Below are 19,407 nucleotides of genomic sequence, written 5' to 3'. Positions count from 1 at the left end.
ATCACTTGACCTTTCCGTCGGCCGCGTCGACGACCGGGGCATCGGGGGCGTCCTTCGCCGGGCCCACGCCCACCGGCACGGAGGCCTCGGGGTGGTTGAGGTCGAAGGCCGGCCGCTCGCTGCGGATGCGAGGGATGGACGTGAAGTTGTGGCGCGGCGGGGGGCAGCTGGTCGCCCACTCGAGCGAACCGCCGTAGCCCCACGGGTCGTTGACGGTGACCTTGGGCGCCTTCCGCGCGGTGATCCAGACGTTCAGGATGAACGGGATCATCGAGGCGGCGAGGATCATCGAACCGATCGTGGAGACCTGGTTCTCCCAGGTCCAGCCGTCCGCCTCCGAGTAGTCGGCGTAGCGGCGGACCATGCCGTCCACGCCCAGCCAGTGCTGGATGAGGAACGTCATGTGGAAGCCCACGAACAGGATCCAGAAGTGCACGTAGCCGAGACGCTCGTTGAGCATCTTGCCGGTCCACTTCGGCCACCAGAAGTAGAAGCCCGCGAACATCGCGAACACGACGGTGCCGAACACGACGTAGTGGAAGTGCGCCACGACGAAGTAGGAGTCCGAGAGCATGAAGTCCAGCGCCGGCGAGGCGAGGATCACACCGGTGAGGCCACCGAAGACGAAGGTCACCAGGAAGCCGAGCGAGAACACGATCGGCGTCTCGAACGTGACCGAGCCACGCCACATGGTGCCGATCCAGTTGAAGATCTTCACACCGGTCGGGACCGCGATGAGCATCGTCATGAAGGCGAAGAACGGGAGCAGCACGCCACCGGTGACGTACATGTGGTGCGCCCACACCGACACCGACAGGACGGCGATCGCGATCGTCGCGTAGACGAGGGTCTTGTACCCGAAGATCGGCTTGCGGCTGAACACCGGGAAGATCTCCGAGACGATGCCGAAGAACGGCAGCGCGATGATGTACACCTCGGGGTGGCCGAAGAACCAGAACAGGTGCTGCCAGAGGAGCACGCCGCCGTTCTGCGGGTCGTAGATGTGCGCACCGAGCACGCGGTCGGCGGCGGCGGCGAGGATGGCGGCGGCCAGCACCGGGAACGCGATGAGGATCAGGATGCTGGTGATCAGCGTGTTCCACGAGAAGATCGGCATGCGCCACATGGTCATGCCGGGGGCGCGCATCGTGATGATCGTGGTGATGAAGTTCACCGCGCCGAAGATCGTGCCGAAACCGCTGATGCCGAGGCCCAGCATCCAGAGGTTGCCGCCGACGCCGGGTGTGAACGTCGTGCTCGCGAGGGGCTGATACGCGAACCAGCCGAACGAGGCCGCACCCGACGGGGTGAGGAAGCCGGCGACCGCGATGATCGAGCCGAAGAGGAACAGCCAGAACGCGAAGGCGTTCAGACGCGGGAACGCCACGTCGGGGGCACCGAGCTGCAGCGGCAGGATCGCGTTCGCGAAGCCCGCGAACAGCGGCGTCGCGAACATGAGCAGCATGATCGTGCCGTGCATCGTGAACAGCTGGTTGTACTGCTCCTTGGTGGGCACGATCTGCATGCCGGGCTCGAAGAGCTCGGCACGGATGATCAGTGCCATCACGCCGCCCAGGAGGAAGAACAGGAACGACGCGATCAGGTACATGTAGCCGATCGTCTTGTGGTCGGTCGAGGTGACCCACTTGACGATGACGTTGCCCTTGGACTCGACGCGCGAGGAACTGAGCAGGGCCGCCTGACGGGGCGGGAGGGTCGTCGGAGCGCTCGTCTCCTGAGGCGGAAGCGTGGTCGCCATAATCACTCGTCTCCCTTGGAAGAAGCGTCGGTGCCCGGCAGGTTCTGGAGCCGGTCGTACGCGTCCTGGATGTTGCCGGTCTGGCCCTTGTCCCGGAGCGTGTCGAGGTAGTCCTCGTACTCGTCCTCGCTGACGACCTCGACGTTGAAGAGCATCATCGAGTGGTACTCGCCGCAGAGCTCGGCGCACTTGCCGGCGAAGGTGCCCTCACGGGTCGGGGTGAACGACCAGGAGTTGTCCTTGCCGATGTAGAGGTCCTTCTTGTAGAGGAAGTCGATGACCCAGAAGGAGTGGATGACGTCACGCGAGGCGAGGTCGATGCGGACCTTCTTGTCGACGGGCAGGACCAGCGTCGGCAGCGCCTCCTGGTCGATGTTGCCGGCACGGTCGGGCTGCGCCTGGACGCCCATGGTCCAGACCGCGTCGTCGTCCTCGCCGTACTGGAAGTCCCAGGCCCACTGCTTCCCGATGGCCGAGATCGTGACGTCCGGGTCGTCGTACTGCGTCTCGAGGATCGTCTGGTCACGCGCCGTGAAGGCGAAGAAGCCGACGACCAGGATCAGCGGGACGATCGTGTAGAAGATCTCGATCGGCATGTTGTACCGCAGCTGGACGGGCAGGCCGGTCTGGCCCTTGCGCCGGCGGTACATCGCCATCGCCCAGAGCATGAGCGCCCAGGTGATGACGCCCACGGCGAGCAGCACGATCCAGGAGTTGACCCAGAGGGCGGCCACCATGTCGGTGTGGTTGGTCGCGGGCTGGCTCGTCTCCTCGAAGCCCGGCAGGAAGCCGTGCTCTTGGGTGGGAGTGCAGCCGGCGAGGATCACCGCCGCCGCTGCCCCGGTGGGGAGGGCGGCCCAACGCAGTCGACGTTTCGAAGGCACGGTGCACCTTTCAGGGGTCACGGATGAAGCTCCTTCAGTCTAGAGCAAGCTCACACCGGGTTCTGGCCATTCGTTCAGGCCGGACACGCGCGTCGGCGCGGCCGACCCCGGAAGAACCGGGGTCCGACCGCGCCGATGACCGGTGCGCGCCGGGCGCGTCAGTGGAAGCTGTCGCCGCACGCGCAGGACCCCTGCGCGTTGGGGTTGTCGATCGTGAAGCCCTGCTCCGAGATCGTGTCCTTGAAGTCGATGACGGCACCGTCCAGGTACGGGACGCTCATGTCGTCGACGATGACCTCCACGCCGTCGAAATCCACGACCTTGTCGCCGTCCAGGCGGCGCTCGTCGAAGTAGAGCTGGTAGATCAGGCCGCTGCAGCCGCCGGGCTGCACGGCGACACGCAGGCGCAGGTCGTCACGGCCCTCCTGGCCGAGCAGGCGCTGCACCTTCTCGGCGGCCGCTGCGGTGAGCTGCACGCCGTGCTCGCGCGCGGTCTGGTCGACGGTCAGGGTGGTGTCGGTCATGGCTCTCCTCGGGGACGACCGGACGGATGCTGGTCACAACCGATTCTACGCGCGATCGGCGTGTCAGGGCCGGTGGCGATCGATGTTCTCCAGCAGCAGCGCCTCGCTGAGCACCGCACGACGGAAGGTCTCCAGGTGCAGCGACTCGTTGGGGCTGTGTGCCCGGGTGTGCGGGTCCTCGATGCCGGTCACCAGGATCTGCGCGCCGGGGAACGTGCGCACGAGGTCGGCGATGAACGGGATCGAACCGCCCACGCCCACGTCGACGGCCTCCCGGCCGTAGCCCTCGGTGAGGCTCTCCCGTGCGATCGCGGCGGCCCACCCCTCGGTGTCGACGAGGAACGCGTCGCCGCAGTCCACGTCGGAGAACTCCAGCCGCGCACCGAACGGGGCGTGGGCGCGCAGGTGCGCGGCGATCGCCTCGTAGGCCTCGCGGGCGGGCTGTCCCGGCGCGACGCGCGCGCTGACGACGACACGCACCTCGGGCGAGAGCGTGTTGGAGGCCGTCGCCACGGTCGGCGCGTCGATCCCGGTCACGGTGATGGAGGGCTTGTTCCAGATGCGTCCGAGGATCGTCCCGGTGCCGACGGGGTCGACACCCTCGGGCAGACCGGCCTCGGCGCGGAGGGCGGCCTCGTCGTAGGGCGGCGGCGTCGGCGCGTCGCGCTCGGTGAGGCCGGCGACGGCCACGGAGCCGTCCGCATCCCACAGGGTCGCCAGCAGGCGGATGGTCGCCATCATCGCGTCGGGGACCGCACCGCCGAACATGCCGGAGTGGGAGGCGTGGTCGAGGGTGCGGACGGTGAGGGTGAAGCGGGCGTTGCCGCGGAGCGAGACGGTCAGCGCGGGCGTGTCGGTGTCGAGGTTGCCGGAGTCGGCGACGACGATGACGTCGCCCCGGAGCGCCTCGCGGTTGTCGGCGAGGAACTGCGCGAACGAACGGGAGCCGTACTCCTCCTCCCCCTCGATGAACATCGCGAGCCCCAGGTCGAAGTCGTCGCCGAGCGCGTCGCGGAGTGCACGGATCGCGGCGATGTGCACCATGACGCCGGCCTTGTCGTCGGCCGCGCCGCGGCCGTACAGGCGACCGTCGCGGACGGTCGGCTCGAACGGCGGCGAGTCCCACAGCGCCTCGTCGCCGACCGGCTGCACGTCGTGGTGGGCGTACAGCAGCACGGTGGGGGCGCCGTTCCGAGCAGCACGCGTGGCCAGCACGGCGGGCTGCCCGAGTTCGGCGGCGCCGTCGGGCAGCGTCTCGCCGGTGGCGGCGCGCAGCACCCGCACCTCATCGAACACCCCGGTGCCCTCCGCGAGGGCCGCGACCGCCTCGGCGCTGCGCTGCAGCTGCGTCTGGTCGAAGGCGGGCCAGGCGATGGAGGGGATGCGCACGAGCGCCCCCAGGTCGGCGAGGGCGGTGGGGATGCCGGCGGCCGCGGCCTCGTGGACCGCATCCTTCCGGGTGTTCTCGGATGTCATGCGGGTAATCTTAGGAGGCACCCCGACCCGACTTCCGAGGATCCCCGTGGCCAAGACCTCCGCCGAATCCGCATCCGACGACGCCGCCGCCCCGGCACCGGCGAACGGCAAGGGCCGGCCGACGCCGACCCGCGCCGAGCGCGAGGCCGCGCGCAAGCGGCCGCTCGTGCCCGACACCAAGGAGGCCAAGGCGCGCGCGAAGGCGCAGCTCGCCGAGCAGCGCGAGAAGGCGCGGCTCGGCATGGCCGCGGGTGACGACCGCTACCTGACCGCCCGCGACAAGGGCCCCCAGCGCCGGTTCGTGCGCGACTGGGTCGACGGCGGCTGGAACGTCGGCGAGTGGGTCATGCCGATCATGGTCGCGGTCCTGCTGCTGATGTTCGTGAACATCCCGCTCGTGCAGGTCTACGCCTACGCCGTCCTGTGGGCCTTCGTGATCCTCACCGTCATCGACATGGTGATCACCTCCATCCGCGTGAAGAAGGCCGCGCGCCGCAAGTTCGGCGACAACATGGAGAAGGGCCTCGGCTGGTATGCCGCGATGCGCACCGTGCAGATGCGCTTCATGCGCCTGCCGAAGCCGCAGGTCAAGCGCGGCGCCCGCCGCTCCCTCTGACCCGCCGCTCCCCCGCCGTCCCTCCGGGACCGCGAGACAGCAACTGCGCCACGAGACTGCCGACAATGGCAGCAGTCTCGTGGCGCAGTTGCAGTTTCGGCGAGGACGCGTGAGCGGCGGCGGTGGGATGCGGCGGCGACGCGTGAGCGGCGGGATGCGGCGGCGACGCGTCAGCGGCGGGATGCGGCGGCGACGCGTCAGCGGCGGGATGCGGCGGCGACGCGTCAGCGGCGGGATGCGGCGGCGAGCCCGCGGTTCAGCTGCCGCGCCCAGAGCGGGCCGCGGTACAGGAACGCGGTGTAGCCCTGCACGAGCGTCGCACCGGCGGCGAGGCGCTCCTGGACGTCCGCCGAGGTCTCGACCCCGCCGACGGAGATCACGCAGAAGTCCGGGTCCGGCACGGCCTCGCGCACGATCCGCAGCGCCTGCAGTGCACGCTCCTTCAGGGGGGCGCCGCTCAGGCCGCCCTCCCCCGCCGCGGCGACGACGGCCGGATCGGTGCGCAGCCCCGTCCGCGAGATCGTCGTGTTGGTGGCGATGACGCCGGCGAGCCCCAGATCGACCGCGAGCATCGCGACCGCGGCGATCTCGTCGTCGGGCAGGTCGGGCGCGAACTTCACCAGCAACGGGGTCGAGCCGGCGGCGTCGCGGACCGACTCGAGCAGCGGACGCAGCGTCTCGACGGCCTGCAGGCCGCGCAGGCCGGGCGTGTTCGGCGACGACACGTTCACCACGAGGTAGTCGGCGAGCGGGGCGAGCAGCACGGCGCTGCGCACGTAGTCGGTGGTCGCGTCGGCGACGTCGACCACGCGGCTCTTGCCGATGTTCACGCCGAGCACGGGGCGGTTCCGACGCCGGCGCAGCTTCGCGAGGCGCCTCGCCGCGGCGTGCGCGCCCTTGTTGTTGAAGCCCATGCGGTTCACGACCGCGCGGTCCGGGACGAGGCGGAACAGGCGTGGTCGCGGGTTGCCGTCCTGCGGCAGCGCCGTGACCGTGCCGACCTCCACGTGACCGAACCCGAGCGCGTGGAGCCCGGCGGCGCCCTTCACGTCCTTGTCGAACCCGGCTGCGACGCCGAACGGCGAGTCGAACTCCAGGCCGAGCGCACGGGTGCGCAGCGACGGGTCGGGGCGGGTGAGGGCGCGGGCGGCCGCGGAGAACGGCGGGACGCCCAGCATCCGGATCACCGCCATCGCGAGGTGGTGCGCGGACTCGGGGTCCATGCGCGAGAGGACGGTGCGGAAGAGCAGCGGATACATCGTCTGCCAGGCTACCCGCCCGCGGCGCTCACTCCTGCGCGCCGGGCTGGCTGAGCCGGGCGGCACGGTCGGCGCGCAGCTCGGCGATCGAGGATTCGAAGTCCTCGAGCGACTCGAACGCACGGTAGACGCTCGCGAACCGGAGGTACGCGACCTCGTCGAGCTCGCGGAGCGGGCCGAGGATGGCGAGGCCGATCTCGTTCGTGTCGATCTGCGACGACCCGGTCTGACGGACGGCCTCCTCGACCTTCTGGGCGAGGATCGCGAGGTCGGCCTCGGTGACGGGCCGACCCTGGCAGGCCTTGCGGACGCCGGACATGACCTTCTCGCGGCTGAACGGCTCGATGACGCCGGAACGCTTGATCACGTTCAGGCTCGCGGTCTCGATGGTCGAGAACCGACCGCCGCATTCGGGGCATTGGCGACGGCGACGGATGCTGAGTCCGTCGTCGCTGGTGCGGGAGTCGATGACGCGGGAGTCGGGGTGACGGCAGAAGGGGCAATGCATGACAGCGCCAGGTTATCCCTCGAAGCGGGCTTCGACGGCCTCGCCGTGCGCGGGCAGCGCCTCGGCCTGGGCGAGGGTGACGATGTCGTGCCGGACGGCGGCGAGGGCGTCGCGGTCGTACTCGATGACCTGCTGCGGCCGGAGGAACGTCGCCGCGGACAGGCCCGCGGCGTAGCGGGCCTGACCCCCGGTGGGCAGCACGTGGTTGCTGCCCGCGAGGTAGTCGCCGAGGCTGACCGGGGTGTGGTCGCCGACGAACACGGCGCCGGCGTTCACGAACGCCGCGGGGTCGGGGTCGGCGAGGTGGAGTTCGAGGTGCTCGGGCGCGTACGCGTTGCTGAACGCGGTCGCCTGTGCGAGGTCGTCGACGAGCACGATCGCGGACTGCGGGCCGTCGAGGGCCACCGCGACCCGCTCGGCGTGCCGGGTGCGGGGTGCACGGATCGTGATCTCGGCGGTCACCTGCTGCGCGAGCTGCTCCGAGGCGGTGACCAGGACGGCGGACGCCTGCTCGTCGTGCTCGGCCTGGCTGATGAGGTCGGCGGCCACCAGGCGCGGGTCGGCGTGCTCGTCGGCGACGATGAGGATCTCGGTGGCGCCCGCCTCGGAGTCGGTGCCGACGAGCCCGGCGACGGCCCGCTTGGCGGCGGCGACGAAGTTGTTGCCGGGGCCGGTCACGACGTCGACCGGGTCGAGGCCGATGCTCTCGACGCCGTAGGCGAGTGCGCCGATCGCACCGGCGCCGCCCATGGCGTAGACCTCCGTGACACCGAGCAGGTGCGCGGCGGCGAGGATCACCGGGTGCACCCGGCCGTCGAACTCCCGCTGCGGCGGCGACGCGAGCGCGACGACCTCGACACCGGCGACCTGGGCCGGGACGACGTTCATGACCACGCTGGAGGGGTAGACGGCCTTGCCGCCGGGCACGTACACGCCCACCCGCCGGACCGGCTGCCACCGCTGGGTGACGCGGGCACCCGCACCGAGTTCGGTCACGACCGGGCCGGGGACCTGGGCGGCGGATGCGGTGCGCACCCGCGCGATGGCCTCCTCGAGCGCGGCGCGCACCTGCGGGGCGAGCCCCGCGACGGCCTCCTCGAGGTGTGCGGCCGGGACGCGGATGGCGTGCCCGGACGCGCCGTCGAACCGCTCGGCCTGCTCGCGGAGCGCCTCCTCGCCGCGGGCGGCGACGTCGTGGACGATCTGCGCGGCGGTGGTGAGCGCGCTCTCGCGTGCCACGTCGGCACGGGGGACGGCGGCCAGCAGCTCGGCCGGGGACAGGGCCCGACCTCTCAGATCGATGGTGCGCAGCATCCCTCCAGGCTACCGCGCGCGGGCTGGGCGCCCGGTGCGCGCAGCAGCCGCACCGGGCGCGGGATCAGCCGCGGGTGACCCCGGACACGTCGTGGAGGTAGCCGATGCGGCCGTCCTCGTGACGCATCACGAAGACCTCGCCGCGATCCTCGATGACGAGCGCCCACGCGGTGGGGCCGATGCGGAAGATCGGCGCGCCGGACGCGTCCAGCACGTCGCGCTCCTCCGGCGCGAGCACCCAGAACGCCTGCGGCGCGGGCTGCTCCGCCGCCGGCTCGTCCTGCACGGGCTCGGCCTGCACGGGCTCGTCCTGCACGGGCTCGGCCTGCACGGGCTCGTCCTGCACGGGCTGGTCCTGCACGGGCTCGGCCGCGACGTCGTACACGGCGGTCACCGGCTCCGGCTCGAACGCGGACTCGCGCTCGGCCACCGCCTCGGACTCCGCCACGGGTTCGGGCGTCGCATCCGGCTCGAACACCGCGAGCGGGTCGTCCTGCGGGGCGGTCGCCGGCTCGTCCGCGGCGACCGCGGCCGGCTCCGCGTGCGCGGTCGGATCGAGGCGGTCGAGCACGGTGGTCTCGGCCTCCTCCGCGGGGGCGGGCTGCGCCGTCGGAGCCGCGGCGTACGCGGGCTGCTGCCGTCCGTCCCACGCGGGGACCTGCTGCTGGAACCCGGGGCCGGGCTGCTGGAACGCGGGGGCCGGCTGCCCGGACGCGTGCGCACCGGCGCCGGCCGGGGCGGGCGCCGCCGGACGCGGCGGGCGCTTCGCGATCGGGCGCAGCCGGCGCGCGGCCGGGTGCGCGACCGACTCCGGGCGGTGCCGGAAGTCCTCGCGGAGCACCGGCAGCAGCGGCGCGAACACGGTGCAGGCGACGCCGCCGAGCATGAGGATGAACTCGATCCAGATGAGCCAGCTGCCGGCGCCGGTGACGCCGGTGACGATCGCGATCGAGACCTGCTGCCAGACGAACGCGAGCCAGGAGACGGCGGCGACCGAGAACGCGACGGACGCGAACTGGTCGATCCCGAGCGAGCCGACCCGACGGATGCCGTCCGGCGAGAGCCGGCGCAGGACGAGCAGGAAGACCGCCACGGTGGGCACACCGATGGTGAGCACCCAGGAGAGGCCGAGGCCCCACAGCGACGTGCCGCCGCCGAAGACCGGGATGAACGAGAGGACGAAGGCGACGAGCCAGATGCCGCCGATCGCCGTCTCACGGATGGAGAAGGGGCCGACGCCGTACTGCGGGTCGGCCGCGGGGGCGTCCGCGACGACCGGCTCCTCGGTCACCGGCGCGGGGCCGTCCGTGTGCATGTCGTCCGTCATGTCGATTCCTTCCGGGATGCGGGAGACCGGGGCCTCGAAGACCTTCGATCCTAACCGTGCGGGTTCTCCGCCGCCTCAGGCTCTCCTCAGCCGAGGCAGGACGGGCCGAGCAGGCCCTTGAGCTCGCCGTAGAGGTCGGCCGACAGCCGCACCGGGTGCGGGACCTCGAAGACCTTCGCCGTCCCACCGCGGTGCAGCTTCAGCGTCACCTCTGTGTCGCCCCGATGCCGGTGCAGCACGGCCGCGAGTTCGCCCACGACGGTCTCGCTCGCGCGCTGCTCCGGGATCATGAGCACGAGGGGGCCCGATTCGTCCACGGCGCCGAGATCGGGCGCGAACGCGCTCTGCGCGTGCAGGTTCATGCCGTCGTCACGTCGCGAGACGCGGCCGCGCACGGCGAGGATCGAGTCCGCGACGAGCATGGACGCGAACTCGGTGTAGGTCTTGCCCATGAACATCACGGTGATCTCGCCGTTGAAGTCCTCGACGGTGATCATGCCGTACGGGTTGCCGCTCGACTTCGCGACCCGGTGCTGGACGCTGGTCACGAGTCCCGCGATCGTCACCTGCTCGCCGTCCGCGATGTCGTCGGACGCGAGCAGGTCGTGGATGCCGATCGAGGCGTGCTTGGCGAGCGGGATCTCGAGGCCCGCGAGCGGGTGGTCCGACACGTAGAGACCGAGCATCTCGCGCTCGAACGCGAGCTTGTCCTTCTTCGTCCACTCCGGACGGGGCTCCACCTTCGGCGGCGCCGCCTGCTCCTCCGCCTCCCACAGGCTGTCGAAGTCGAACGCGACCGCTCCGGTCGCCTCCTTGCGCTTGAGGTCGACGGCGGCCTCGACCGCTTCCTCGTGGATCTCGTGCAGGGCACGGCGGGTGTCGCCCAGCGAGTCGAAGGCGCCGGCCTTGATGAGCGACTCCACGGTGCGCTTGTTGGCCACGTGCGGCGGCACCTTGTCGAGGAAGTCGTGGAAGGAGCTGAACGGCTCCTTCTCGCGCGCCTGGATGATGCCGTCGACGACGTTCGAGCCGACGTTGCGGACCGCGCCGAGGCCGAACCGGATGTCCTCCCCGACGGCGGCGAAGAAGTTGATCGACGCGCCGACGTCCGGCGGCAGCACCTTGATGCCCATCCGGCGGCACTCGTTGAGGTACACCGCCATCTTGTCCTTGGAGTCGCCGACGCTCGTCAGCAGCGCGGCCATGTACTCCGCCGGGTAGTGGGCCTTCAGGTAGGCGGTCCAGTACGACACCAGGCCGTACGCGGCCGAGTGCGCCTTGTTGAACGCGTAGTCCGAGAACGGCAGCAGGATGTCCCACAGCGCCTTGATGGCGCCTTCGCCGAACCCGCGTTCGACCATGCCGCCGTGGAAGCCCTCGTACTGCTTGTCGAGCTCCGACTTCTTCTTCTTGCCCATCGCGCGGCGGAGGATGTCGGCCTGACCGAGCGAGAAGCCGGCGACGCGCTGCGCGATGGCCATGACCTGCTCCTGGTAGATGATCAGGCCGTAGGTCGTCTCGAGGATGTCCTTCAGGGGCTCCTCGAGCTCGGGGTGGATCGGGGTGATCTCCTGCTGCCCGTTCTTGCGCAGCGCGTAGTTGATGTGCGAGTTCGCGCCCATCGGACCGGGGCGGTAGAGCGCGATGACGGCCGAGATGTCCTCGAAGTTGTCGGGGCGCATGAGGCGCAGGAGCGACCGCATCGGGCCGCCGTCGAGCTGGAACACGCCGAGGGTGTCACCGCGGCTGAGCAGGTCGTAGGACTCGCGGTCGTCGAGCGGGAGGTCCTCGAGCACGAGGGGCTCGCCGCGGTTGGCGGCGATGTTGTCGAGCGCGTCGGAGATGATCGTGAGGTTCCGCAGCCCCAGGAAGTCCATCTTGATCAGGCCGAGCGACTCGCACGCCGGGTAGTCGAACTGGGTGACGATCTGCCCGTCCTGCTCCCGCTTCATGATCGGGATGATGTCGAGCAGCGGATGGCTGGACATGATCACACCCGCGGCGTGCACACCCCACTGCCGCTTCAGGTTCTCCAACCCCAGCGCCGTGTCGAACACGGTCTTCGCCTCGGGGTCGGTCTCGACCACCGCGCGGAACTCGCTCGCCTCCTTGTACCGGGGGTGCGAGGGGTCGAACATGCCGGTGAGCGGCATGTCCTTGCCCATGACCGCCGGCGGCATCGCCTTGGTGAGCTTCTCCCCCATGCTGAACGGGAAGCCGAGCACGCGCCCGGCGTCCTTCAGCGCCTGCTTGGCCTTGATCGTGCCGTAGGTGACGATCTGCGCCACGCGCTCGTCGCCGTACTTCTCGGTCACGTACTGGATGACCTCGGAGCGCCGACGGTCGTCGAAGTCGACGTCGAAGTCGGGCATGGAGACGCGGTCCGGGTTGAGGAACCGCTCGAAGATGAGGCCGTGCTGGAGCGGGTCCAGGTCGGTGATGCGCATGGCGTACGCGGCCATGGAACCCGCACCCGACCCACGACCGGGCCCCACCCGGATGCCGTTGCGCTTGGCCCAGTTGATGAAGTCGGCGACGACGAGGAAGTACCCCGGGAACTTCATCTGCGTGATGACGCCGACCTCGTACTCGGCCTGCTTGCGCACGTCGTCGGGGATGCCGTTCGGGTAACGCTCGTGGAGGCCCTTCTCGACCTCCTTGATGAACCAGGACTCCTCGGTCTCCCCCTCCGGGACCGGGAAGCGCGGCATGTAGTTCGCGCTCGTGTCGAACTCCACCTCGCAGCGCTCTGCGATGAGCAGCGTGTTGTCGCACGCCTCCGGGTGGTCGCGGAAGATCTGCCGCATCTCGGAGGCGGACTTCACGTAGTACCCGTCGCCGTCGAACTTGAACCGCTTCGGGTCGTCGAGGGTCGAGCCGGACTGCACGCACAGGAGCGCGGCGTGCGAGGTGGCGTCGTGCTGGTGCGTGTAGTGCAGGTCGTTGGTGGCGACGAGCGGGATCGAGAGGTCCTTGGAGATCCGGAGGAGGTCGGTCATCACGCGGCGCTCGATCGAGAGCCCGTGGTCCATGATCTCGGCGAAGTAGTTCTCCTTGCCGAAGATGTCCTGGAACTCCGCGGCGGCGGCGCGTGCGGCGTCGTACTGGCCGAGCCGGAGACGCGTCTGCACCTCGCCCGACGGGCATCCGGTGGTGGCGATGAGCCCTTTCGCGTACTTCTGCAGCAGCTCGCGGTCCATCCGGGGCTTGAAGTAGTAGCCCTCGATGCTCGACAGCGACGACAGCCGGAACAGGTTGTGCATGCCCTCGGTGCTCTGCGAGAGCAGCGTCATGTGCGTGTACGCGCCACCACCCGAGACGTCGTCGTCGTTCTGCTCGGGCGACCCCCACCGCACGCGGGACTTGTCGGAACGGTGCGTCCCCGGCGTGACGTACGCCTCGATGCCGATGATCGGCTTGATGCCCTCGGCCTTCGCGGTCTTGTAGAACTCGAACGCGGCGAAGGTGTTGCCGTGGTCGGTGACGGCGATCGCCGGCATCCCCAGCTTCTTCGCCTCCTGCACCATCGGCCCGATCCGGGCCGCCCCGTCGAGCATCGAGTACTCGCTGTGCACGTGGAGGTGAACGAAGGAGTCGGCTGCCACGTGTCGAGTCTACGTTCCGCCCCCGACAGGCGGCCCGGGCCGTGTCGCGCGTCGGCCGGACCGGGCGCCATAGTGTGGGACGCATGGCGACACCCGACTTCATCCTGGAACTGCGCCGGTTCGTCGGCACCCGGCCGCTGTTCCTCACCGGTGTCACGGCCGTGATCGTGCGCGGCGACGAGGTGCTGCTCGGCCGGCGCAGCGACACCGGCGCGCTCACCCCGATCACCGGGATCGTGGACCCCGGCGAGGAGCCCGCCGACGCGGCCGTGCGGGAGGCGCTCGAGGAGGCCGGGGTCGTGGTCCGCGCCGATCGGCTGGCCTGGGTGCACCAGATCCCGCGGGTCACCTACGCCAACGGCGACCAGACCGACTACCTCGACCTCACCTTCCGGTGCAGCTGGGTCTCGGGTGAGCCGCGCCCCGTGGACGGCGAGATGACGGAGGTCGGATGGGCGCCGCTCGCCGACCTGTCGGGCCTGGGCGCCGAGATGCGCGCCCGGGTGCTCGCAGCGCTCGAGGACGGCCCCGCGGCCCGCTTCGAGGGCGGGCGCTAGCGCAGGTCCAGCCGCATCAGGACGCGCGGGAAGCCGTTCAGCACCGACGAGGTGTCGGCGGCCTTCTCGAACCCGGCGCGCTCGAACAGCGCGCGCGTGCCCACATAGGCCATCGTGAGGTCGACCTTCCGGCCGCCGTTGTCGACCGGGTACGCCTCCACCGCCGGTGCACCGAGGTCGCGGGCGGCCTCGACCGCACCCGCCACGAGCGTGTGCGCGATGCCCTGCTTGCGGTGGCCGGGGCGCACCCGCACGCACCAGAGCGACCAGACGTCGAGGTCGTCCACGTGCGGGATGCGCCGGTTCGTCGCGAACGTGGTGTTCGCGCGCGGCTGGAGCGCCGCCCAACCGACCGGCTCGTCGCCGTCGTAGGCGAGGACCCCGGGCGGCGGATCCTCGGCGCACAGCGCGCGCACCCGCTCGCCGCGGGCGGGCCCCGCCAGCGACTGGTTCTCCTTCGACGGGATCCGGTAGGTCAGGCAGAAGCAGACGTTCGACGTGGGGTTGCGCGGCCCCAGCACCGCGGCGACGTCCTCGAACACGGTCGCCGGTCGCACCTCGATGCCCATCGCTCCATGGTGCCGCCGCATCCGCCCGGAGGGAAGCGGTTCAGTCCTCGCGGAGGATGTCGAGCGCCCGTTGCAGGTCGGCCGGGTACGCCGAATGGAACGTCACCCAGTCGCCGGTGAGCGGGTGGGCGAACGACAGCTCGTGCGCGTGCAGCCACTGCCGGATGAGCCCGAGCCGGGCGGAGAGGGTGGGGTCGGCGCCGTACAGCGGGTCGCCGACGCACGGATGCCGGTGGGCGGCCATGTGCACGCGGATCTGGTGCGTGCGCCCGGTCTCCAGGTGCACCTCCAGGAGCGACGCGCCCCGGAAGGCCTCCAGCGTCTCGTAATGCGTGACGGAGTCCTTGCCGTCGGGGGTGACCGCGAACTTCCACGAGTGGTTCGGGTGCCGCCCGATCGGCGCGTCGATGGTCCCGACGAGCGGGTCGGGATGGCCCTGCACCACGGTGTGGTAGATCTTCTCGACTTCCCGCTCCTTGAACGCGCGCTTGAGCGCGGTGTAGGCGCGCTCCGACTTCGCGACGACCATGAGCCCGCTCGTCCCCACGTCCAGCCGGTGCACGACGCCCTGCCGTTCGGCGGCGCCCGAGGTGGCGATGCGGTATCCGCCGGCGGCGAGGGCGCCGAGCACGGTCGGGCCCTCCCAGCCGAGTGAGGGGTGCGCCGCCACGCCGGAGGGCTTGTCGACCACGACGATGTCGTCGTCGTCGTACACGATGCCGAGGTCGGGCACCTCGACCGGGACGACCTCGGGGCCGCGCTTGGGGGTCCAGCCCACCTCGAGCCAGCCGCCGGCGCGGAGCCGGTCGGACTTGCCGAGCACGCGCCCGTCGAGGCTCACCCCGCCGGCGTCCGCGACCTCAGCGGCGAACGTGCGCGAGAACCCGAGGAGCTTCGCGAGCGCGGCGTCGACCCTCGTGCCGTCGAGCCCGTCCGGCACGGGCAGCGCGCGGGACTCCATGCTCAGGCCTCGGGTCCCTGCTCGCCGGCGGTCGCCGTGCGCGACTCGCGCGTCTCGCGCGTGCCGTCCAGGCGCAGCCCGACGAGCACGAGCACGGCGACGGCGATCATCATCGTCACGATGAACATGTCGGCGACGTTGTAGATCGCCGGGGTCGTCCAGAACCACATCCAGGGGGTGGAGATGAAGTCCACCACGTGGCCGACCGCGAACCCGGGTTCGCGGAACAGACGGTCGGTCAGGTTGCCGAGCACACCGCCGAGGAGCAGTCCGAGCACGATCGCCCAGGCACGCGAGCGCACCCGGCGCACGAGCACGACGATGACGACCGCCACCGCTGCGAGGGCGATCGTGAAGACCCAGGTGAACCCGGCGCCGAACGAGAACGCCGCACCGGAGTTGCGGATCAGGTAGAGACCGAAGAAGTCACCCAGCACCGGGACGAGCGTCTCGGAGGGCAGGGTGGAGATTGCGAGGAACTTCGTGAACTGGTCGACGGCCAGCACCGCCACCGCGAGGATCGCGATGAGGGTGCCGGCCGTCGAGAGTCGAAGCGGGCGCCGGGCCGACAACGGGCCTACAGGCCGATCGCCGAGACCGGCGTGCTGCCCGAGGCGTTCGAGCTGGCGTCGAGCTCGCGGAGCTTGCCCTCGATGAGGTCGCGCAGCTGCGAGCGGTAGTCGCGCTCGAACTGGCGGAGCTCGGTGATCCGGCCCTCCAGGACGGTGCGCTCCTTCTCGAGGCGGGCGAGCTCGTCGCGGCCCTTCGCCTCGGCTTCGGCGACGATCGAGGCGGCCTGCGCCTTGGCGTCGGAGATGAGCTGGTCGCGCTGCGCCTTGCCCTCGGCCACGTGCTCGTCGTGCAGACGCTGGGCGAGCTCGATGATGCCGGCGGCGTCGGTGGTCGCGGCGGCGGTGGGCGCCTCGGCGGAGGCGGCGGCCGGAGCCTCCGCGGCGGGCTCAGCTGCGGCCGGCTCCTCGGCGGGCGCTGCGGCGGCCGGGGTCTCACCGGACTCGTACGCGGCGAGCTTGGCCTTGAGCTCCTCGTTCTCGGCGATCGTCTTCCGCCACTCGACGACGATCTCGTCGAGGAAGTCGTCGACCTCGTCGGGGTCGAACCCCTCCTTGAACCGGACGTGCTGGAACTGCTTGGTGACGACGTCATCCGGAGTCAATGCCATGGTGTTCCTCTCGGGGCGTGGCGGCGTGTGCCAGGGGGATGGTGCCCGCAGTACGGGCCGCTTCACGACAGCATAGCCGCGCCGCGGCGACGCTGTCGAAGGGGTCAGAGCGCCGCGAGGGTGCGCGTGACCGACAGCAGCATGAAGCAGAGCAGCATCGTGAGGGCGAATCCGAGGTCGATCGCGACGGGCCCCAGGCGCAGCGGCGGGATGAGACGACGGAACAACCGGATGGGCGGGTCGGTCACGGTGTAGACGAGCTCCGCGGCGACCAGCCCGGCACCCTTCGGGCGCCAGTCACGGTTGAAGATCGGGATGTATTCCAGGACCAGACGCACCAGCAGCACCATCACGTAGATGAGCAGCAGGAGGTTCGCGATCCAGGCGACGGTGCGGACGACCTCCACAGCGGACTACTGCTGCGGGAAGCCTGCGGCTTCCGGGTCCGCCTGGGCGACGGCGCCGTCGCCGGAGACGGCGACGTTCTCGGGCGAGAGCAGGAAGACCTTGCTGGTGACGCGCTCGATGCGGCCGTAGAGACCCAGCGAGAGACCGCTCGCGAAGTCGATGAGGCGGCGCGCGTCGGCGTCGCTCATCTGCGAGAGGTTGATGATCACCGGGATGCCCTCACGGAAGTTCTCGGCGATGATCTGCGCGTCGCGGTACTGCTTGGGGTGGACGGTGAGGATCTCGCTGACCGAACCCACACTCGGCTGGTGCACGACGGCCGGACGGTGCAGCGGCGTGACCGGCGCGGCGGGCTTCTCCACCTGCTCGGTCTTGCGCGACGCACGGGTGGCGGGCTGCTGCTCCTCGAAGGTCTCCTCCTCGTCGGCGAGGCCGAGGTAGACCATGGTCTTCTTCAGGGGGTTCGACATCGCATCCTCCGTTTGCTCGTCTGTTGGAAGGCTATCCGTGGTCGGGGCGCGGACCGGTGATTGCCGAACCGATCCGCAGGTGTGTCGCGCCGGCCGCGACGGCCTCCGCGAAATCGCCGGTCATACCGGCCGAGAGCCAGGTCGCCTCCGGCGCGATCCGGCGCAGTCGCTCGGCGTACCCGTGCAGTCGGGAGAACGCCGAGGCGGGCTCCTCGTCGAGCGGCGCGACGGCCATGAGACCGCGCAGACGCAGCGTGGCGCACGCGCCGAGCACGTGCTCGGCGAGCGGTTCGAGCGCGTCCGGCGCGACCCCGCCGCGACCCGGGTCGTCGGTGAGGTTCACCTGGATGAGCACGTCGAGCGGGCCGCGCGCGTCGTCGACGCCGGCACGCTCGAACGCGTCCGCCACCTTGACCCGGTCGACCGAGTGGACGACGGATGCGGCCTGACGCACCGCGCGCGCCTTGTTCGTCTGCGCCTGCCCGATGAAGTGCCAGCGCAGGCCGAGGCCCGCGAGCTCCGCCGCCTTCGCGGAGAGCTCCTGCTGCCGGTTCTCCCCCACATCCGTCACGCCGAGGGCGGCGAGCCGCTCCACGAGCGACGCCGGATGGAACTTCGTCACCACGATGCGGGTGATCTCCTCGGGGGCACGACCGACCGCCCGGGCCGCCGTGGCGATCCGGGCGTCGATGTCGGCCAGCCGGGCCGCGAGGTCGTCGCCCACGGGCTCCGTGCTCACTTCAGGAAGTCGGGGATGTCCAGGTCGTCGTCACCGAACGCGGAGTCGTAGGACGCCGGCTCGGAGATGCCCGCGGACACCGGGACGACGGGCTTCACGGGCTCCTCCACGGGCGCCTCGGCGGCGGGCTCGTCGGTCTCCACCGGGAGCGGGACGGCGGGCGCGACCGGGCGCGACGCGACGACCGGCTCGATGCGCGGCGAGGGCTCGCCGCCGTCGAAGCCCGCGGCGATGACCGTGACGCGCACCTCGTCGCCGAGGGTGTCGTCGATGACCGTGCCGAAGATGATGTTGGCCTCGGGGTGCGCGGCCTCCTTCACCAGCTGCGCGGCGTCGTTGATCTCGAAGATGCCGAGGTTCGACCCGCCCTGGATCGAGAGCAGCACACCGTGCGCGCCCTCGATCGACGCCTCGAGCAGCGGCGACTCGACGGCGAGCTCCGCCGCCTTGATCGCGCGGTCGGCGCCGCGCGCGGAGCCGATGCCCATGAGCGCCGAGCCCGCACCCTGCATGACCGACTTCACGTCGGCGAAGTCGAGGTTGATGAGGCCCGGGGTGGTGATGAGGTCGGTGATGCCCTGCACACCGGCAAGGAGCACCTGGTCGGCCGTCGCGAACGCCTCGATCATCGAGATGCCGCGATCGCTGATCTCGAGCAGGCGGTCGTTCGGCACGACGATGAGGGTGTCGACCTCTTCCTTGAGCTTCGCGACACCCGCCTCGGCCTGGCTCTGGCGGCGGCGACCCTCGAACGAGAAGGGCTTGGTGACGACACCGATCGTCAGCGCGCCGATGGACTTCGCGATCCGTGCGACGACGGGCGCGCCACCGGTGCCGGTGCCGCCGCCTTCACCCGCGGTGACGAAGACCATGTCGGCACCCGCGAGCGCCTCCTCGATCTCCTCCGCGTGGTCCTCCGCCGCGCGGCGGCCGACCTCGGGGTCGGCGCCCGCGCCGAGGCCACGGGTCAGCTCCCGCCCGACGTCGAGCTTCACGTCGGCGTCGCTCATCAGCAGGGCCTGCGCGTCGGTGTTCACCGCGATGAACTCCACACCCCGCAGCCCCAGCTCGATCATGCGGTTCACGGCGTTGACGCCGCCGCCGCCGACACCGACGACCTTGATCACCGCGAGGTAGTTCTGGTTCTGGCTCATGCCGGCCTCCGTCTCGTCCCGAACCGCTCCGTCACCCGGACCCTGAACCCTCACCCTCAAGTGGAAGGTTAAAGTGTTGCCCGGTATGCAATTCCTT

The 19,407-nt window shown here is 70.6% G+C and carries 19 protein-coding genes; 2 read left to right on the top strand and 17 right to left on the bottom strand.

Annotated features, from left to right (window positions below):
* Nucleotide 1: 1 nt before the first annotated feature.
* The 4 genes from ctaD to ACWAUO_RS04535 all read right to left on the bottom strand — a co-directional run bounded on the left by ctaD (nt 2) and on the right by ACWAUO_RS04535 (nt 4,643).
* A complete protein-coding gene (ctaD, locus tag ACWAUO_RS04550; protein ID WP_460773449.1) occupies nt 2-1,759 on the bottom strand; it encodes an aa3-type cytochrome oxidase subunit I in 1,758 nt (585 codons plus the stop codon).
* A gap of 2 nt (nt 1,760-1,761) precedes the next feature.
* Nucleotides 1,762-2,643, bottom strand: a complete 882-nt coding sequence (ctaC, locus tag ACWAUO_RS04545) for an aa3-type cytochrome oxidase subunit II (protein WP_460773448.1) — start codon at nt 2,641-2,643, stop codon at nt 1,762-1,764.
* 158 nt (nt 2,644-2,801) lie between these two features.
* Nucleotides 2,802-3,167: a HesB/IscA family protein gene (locus ACWAUO_RS04540; RefSeq protein WP_460773446.1), complete on the bottom strand. Its 366-nt coding sequence runs from the start codon at nt 3,165-3,167 to the stop codon at nt 2,802-2,804.
* Nucleotides 3,168-3,230: 63 nt separating this feature from the next.
* A complete protein-coding gene (locus ACWAUO_RS04535) occupies nt 3,231-4,643 on the bottom strand; it encodes a M20/M25/M40 family metallo-hydrolase (RefSeq protein ID WP_460773445.1) in 1,413 nt (470 codons plus the stop codon).
* Nucleotides 4,644-4,689: 46 nt separating this feature from the next.
* Between ACWAUO_RS04535 and ACWAUO_RS04530 the strand changes: the two genes are divergently transcribed.
* A complete protein-coding gene (locus tag ACWAUO_RS04530; RefSeq protein ID WP_460773443.1) occupies nt 4,690-5,259 on the top strand; it encodes a DUF3043 domain-containing protein in 570 nt (189 codons plus the stop codon).
* A gap of 224 nt (nt 5,260-5,483) precedes the next feature.
* Here ACWAUO_RS04530 and ACWAUO_RS04525 read toward each other — a convergent pair whose 3' ends face one another.
* The 5 genes from ACWAUO_RS04525 to dnaE form a co-directional block, all read right to left on the bottom strand.
* Nucleotides 5,484-6,518 carry a quinone-dependent dihydroorotate dehydrogenase gene (locus tag ACWAUO_RS04525; protein ID WP_460773442.1) on the bottom strand — a complete coding sequence of 345 codons (1,035 nt, stop codon included), beginning with the start codon at nt 6,516-6,518 and terminating at the stop codon, nt 5,484-5,486.
* 28 nt (nt 6,519-6,546) lie between these two features.
* A complete protein-coding gene (gene nrdR, locus ACWAUO_RS04520) occupies nt 6,547-7,026 on the bottom strand; it encodes a transcriptional regulator NrdR (RefSeq protein ID WP_460773441.1) in 480 nt (159 codons plus the stop codon).
* 12 nt (nt 7,027-7,038) lie between these two features.
* Entirely contained in the window at nt 7,039-8,340 is a 1,302-nt protein-coding gene (gene hisD, locus ACWAUO_RS04515; protein ID WP_460773439.1) for a histidinol dehydrogenase, read from the bottom strand.
* 64 nt (nt 8,341-8,404) lie between these two features.
* A complete protein-coding gene (locus ACWAUO_RS04510; RefSeq protein ID WP_460773437.1) occupies nt 8,405-9,667 on the bottom strand; it encodes a hypothetical protein in 1,263 nt (420 codons plus the stop codon).
* An 86-nt stretch (nt 9,668-9,753) separates the two neighbouring features.
* A complete protein-coding gene (gene dnaE / locus ACWAUO_RS04505; RefSeq protein WP_460774351.1) occupies nt 9,754-13,224 on the bottom strand; it encodes a DNA polymerase III subunit alpha in 3,471 nt (1,156 codons plus the stop codon).
* Nucleotides 13,225-13,355: 131 nt separating this feature from the next.
* On the opposite strand from dnaE, the gene ACWAUO_RS04500 reads away from it, so the two are divergent.
* Entirely contained in the window at nt 13,356-13,829 is a 474-nt protein-coding gene (locus tag ACWAUO_RS04500; protein WP_460773435.1) for an NUDIX hydrolase, read from the top strand.
* Here ACWAUO_RS04500 and ACWAUO_RS04495 read toward each other — a convergent pair.
* From ACWAUO_RS04495 to ftsZ, 8 genes are all read right to left on the bottom strand, one after another.
* Entirely contained in the window at nt 13,826-14,398 is a 573-nt protein-coding gene (locus tag ACWAUO_RS04495) for a GNAT family N-acetyltransferase (RefSeq protein WP_460773434.1), read from the bottom strand. The genes ACWAUO_RS04500 and ACWAUO_RS04495 overlap by 4 nt on opposite strands.
* A 40-nt stretch (nt 14,399-14,438) precedes the next feature.
* Nucleotides 14,439-15,359 carry an RluA family pseudouridine synthase gene (locus ACWAUO_RS04490; protein WP_460773432.1) on the bottom strand — a complete coding sequence of 307 codons (921 nt, stop codon included), beginning with the start codon at nt 15,357-15,359 and terminating at the stop codon, nt 14,439-14,441.
* A 2-nt stretch (nt 15,360-15,361) separates the two neighbouring features.
* Nucleotides 15,362-15,931 (bottom strand): signal peptidase II, encoded by a 570-nt coding sequence (lspA, locus tag ACWAUO_RS04485; protein WP_460773430.1) that lies wholly within the window; start codon nt 15,929-15,931, stop codon nt 15,362-15,364.
* Nucleotides 15,932-15,936: 5 nt separating this feature from the next.
* Entirely contained in the window at nt 15,937-16,539 is a 603-nt protein-coding gene (locus ACWAUO_RS04480; RefSeq protein ID WP_460773429.1) for a DivIVA domain-containing protein, read from the bottom strand.
* 104 nt (nt 16,540-16,643) lie between these two features.
* Complete coding sequence (locus ACWAUO_RS04475) at nt 16,644-16,946, bottom strand: YggT family protein (RefSeq protein ID WP_460773427.1); 303 nt, start codon at nt 16,944-16,946, stop codon at nt 16,644-16,646.
* A 6-nt stretch (nt 16,947-16,952) separates the two neighbouring features.
* Nucleotides 16,953-17,417: a cell division protein SepF gene (locus ACWAUO_RS04470; protein ID WP_460773426.1), complete on the bottom strand. Its 465-nt coding sequence runs from the start codon at nt 17,415-17,417 to the stop codon at nt 16,953-16,955.
* A 31-nt stretch (nt 17,418-17,448) separates the two neighbouring features.
* On the bottom strand, nt 17,449-18,156 hold the full coding sequence (locus ACWAUO_RS04465) for a YggS family pyridoxal phosphate-dependent enzyme (RefSeq protein ID WP_460773425.1): 708 nt from the start codon (nt 18,154-18,156) through the stop codon (nt 17,449-17,451).
* On the bottom strand, nt 18,153-19,310 hold the full coding sequence (gene ftsZ / locus ACWAUO_RS04460; protein WP_460773423.1) for a cell division protein FtsZ: 1,158 nt from the start codon (nt 19,308-19,310) through the stop codon (nt 18,153-18,155). Before ftsZ ends, ACWAUO_RS04465 begins: the two co-directional genes overlap by 4 nt.
* Nucleotides 19,311-19,407 lie beyond the last annotated feature (97 nt).

Source organism: Microbacterium sp. GXF7504, from assembly GCF_054798235.1.
This window is presented reverse-complemented; position numbering and strand designations above follow the sequence as displayed.

Coding starts and splice junctions, on each gene's coding strand:
- ctaD (WP_460773449.1), bottom strand. CDS start 1,759: ATGGCGACCACGCTTCCGCCTCAGGAGACGAGCGCTCCGACGACCCTC.
- ACWAUO_RS04540 (WP_460773446.1), bottom strand. CDS start 3,167: ATGACCGACACCACCCTGACCGTCGACCAGACCGCGCGCGAGCACGGC.
- ACWAUO_RS04535 (WP_460773445.1), bottom strand. CDS start 4,643: ATGACATCCGAGAACACCCGGAAGGATGCGGTCCACGAGGCCGCGGCC.
- ACWAUO_RS04525 (WP_460773442.1), bottom strand. CDS start 6,518: ATGTATCCGCTGCTCTTCCGCACCGTCCTCTCGCGCATGGACCCCGAG.
- nrdR (WP_460773441.1), bottom strand. CDS start 7,026: ATGCATTGCCCCTTCTGCCGTCACCCCGACTCCCGCGTCATCGACTCC.
- hisD (WP_460773439.1), bottom strand. CDS start 8,340: ATGCTGCGCACCATCGATCTGAGAGGTCGGGCCCTGTCCCCGGCCGAG.
- ACWAUO_RS04510 (WP_460773437.1), bottom strand. CDS start 9,667: ATGACGGACGACATGCACACGGACGGCCCCGCGCCGGTGACCGAGGAG.
- dnaE (WP_460774351.1), bottom strand. CDS start 13,224: ATGCTCGACGGGGCGGCCCGGATCGGGCCGATGGTGCAGGAGGCGAAG.
- ACWAUO_RS04500 (WP_460773435.1), top strand. CDS start 13,356: ATGGCGACACCCGACTTCATCCTGGAACTGCGCCGGTTCGTCGGCACC.
- ACWAUO_RS04495 (WP_460773434.1), bottom strand. CDS start 14,398: ATGGGCATCGAGGTGCGACCGGCGACCGTGTTCGAGGACGTCGCCGCG.
- ACWAUO_RS04490 (WP_460773432.1), bottom strand. CDS start 15,359: ATGGAGTCCCGCGCGCTGCCCGTGCCGGACGGGCTCGACGGCACGAGG.
- ACWAUO_RS04480 (WP_460773429.1), bottom strand. CDS start 16,539: ATGGCATTGACTCCGGATGACGTCGTCACCAAGCAGTTCCAGCACGTC.
- ACWAUO_RS04470 (WP_460773426.1), bottom strand. CDS start 17,417: ATGTCGAACCCCCTGAAGAAGACCATGGTCTACCTCGGCCTCGCCGAC.
- ftsZ (WP_460773423.1), bottom strand. CDS start 19,310: ATGAGCCAGAACCAGAACTACCTCGCGGTGATCAAGGTCGTCGGTGTC.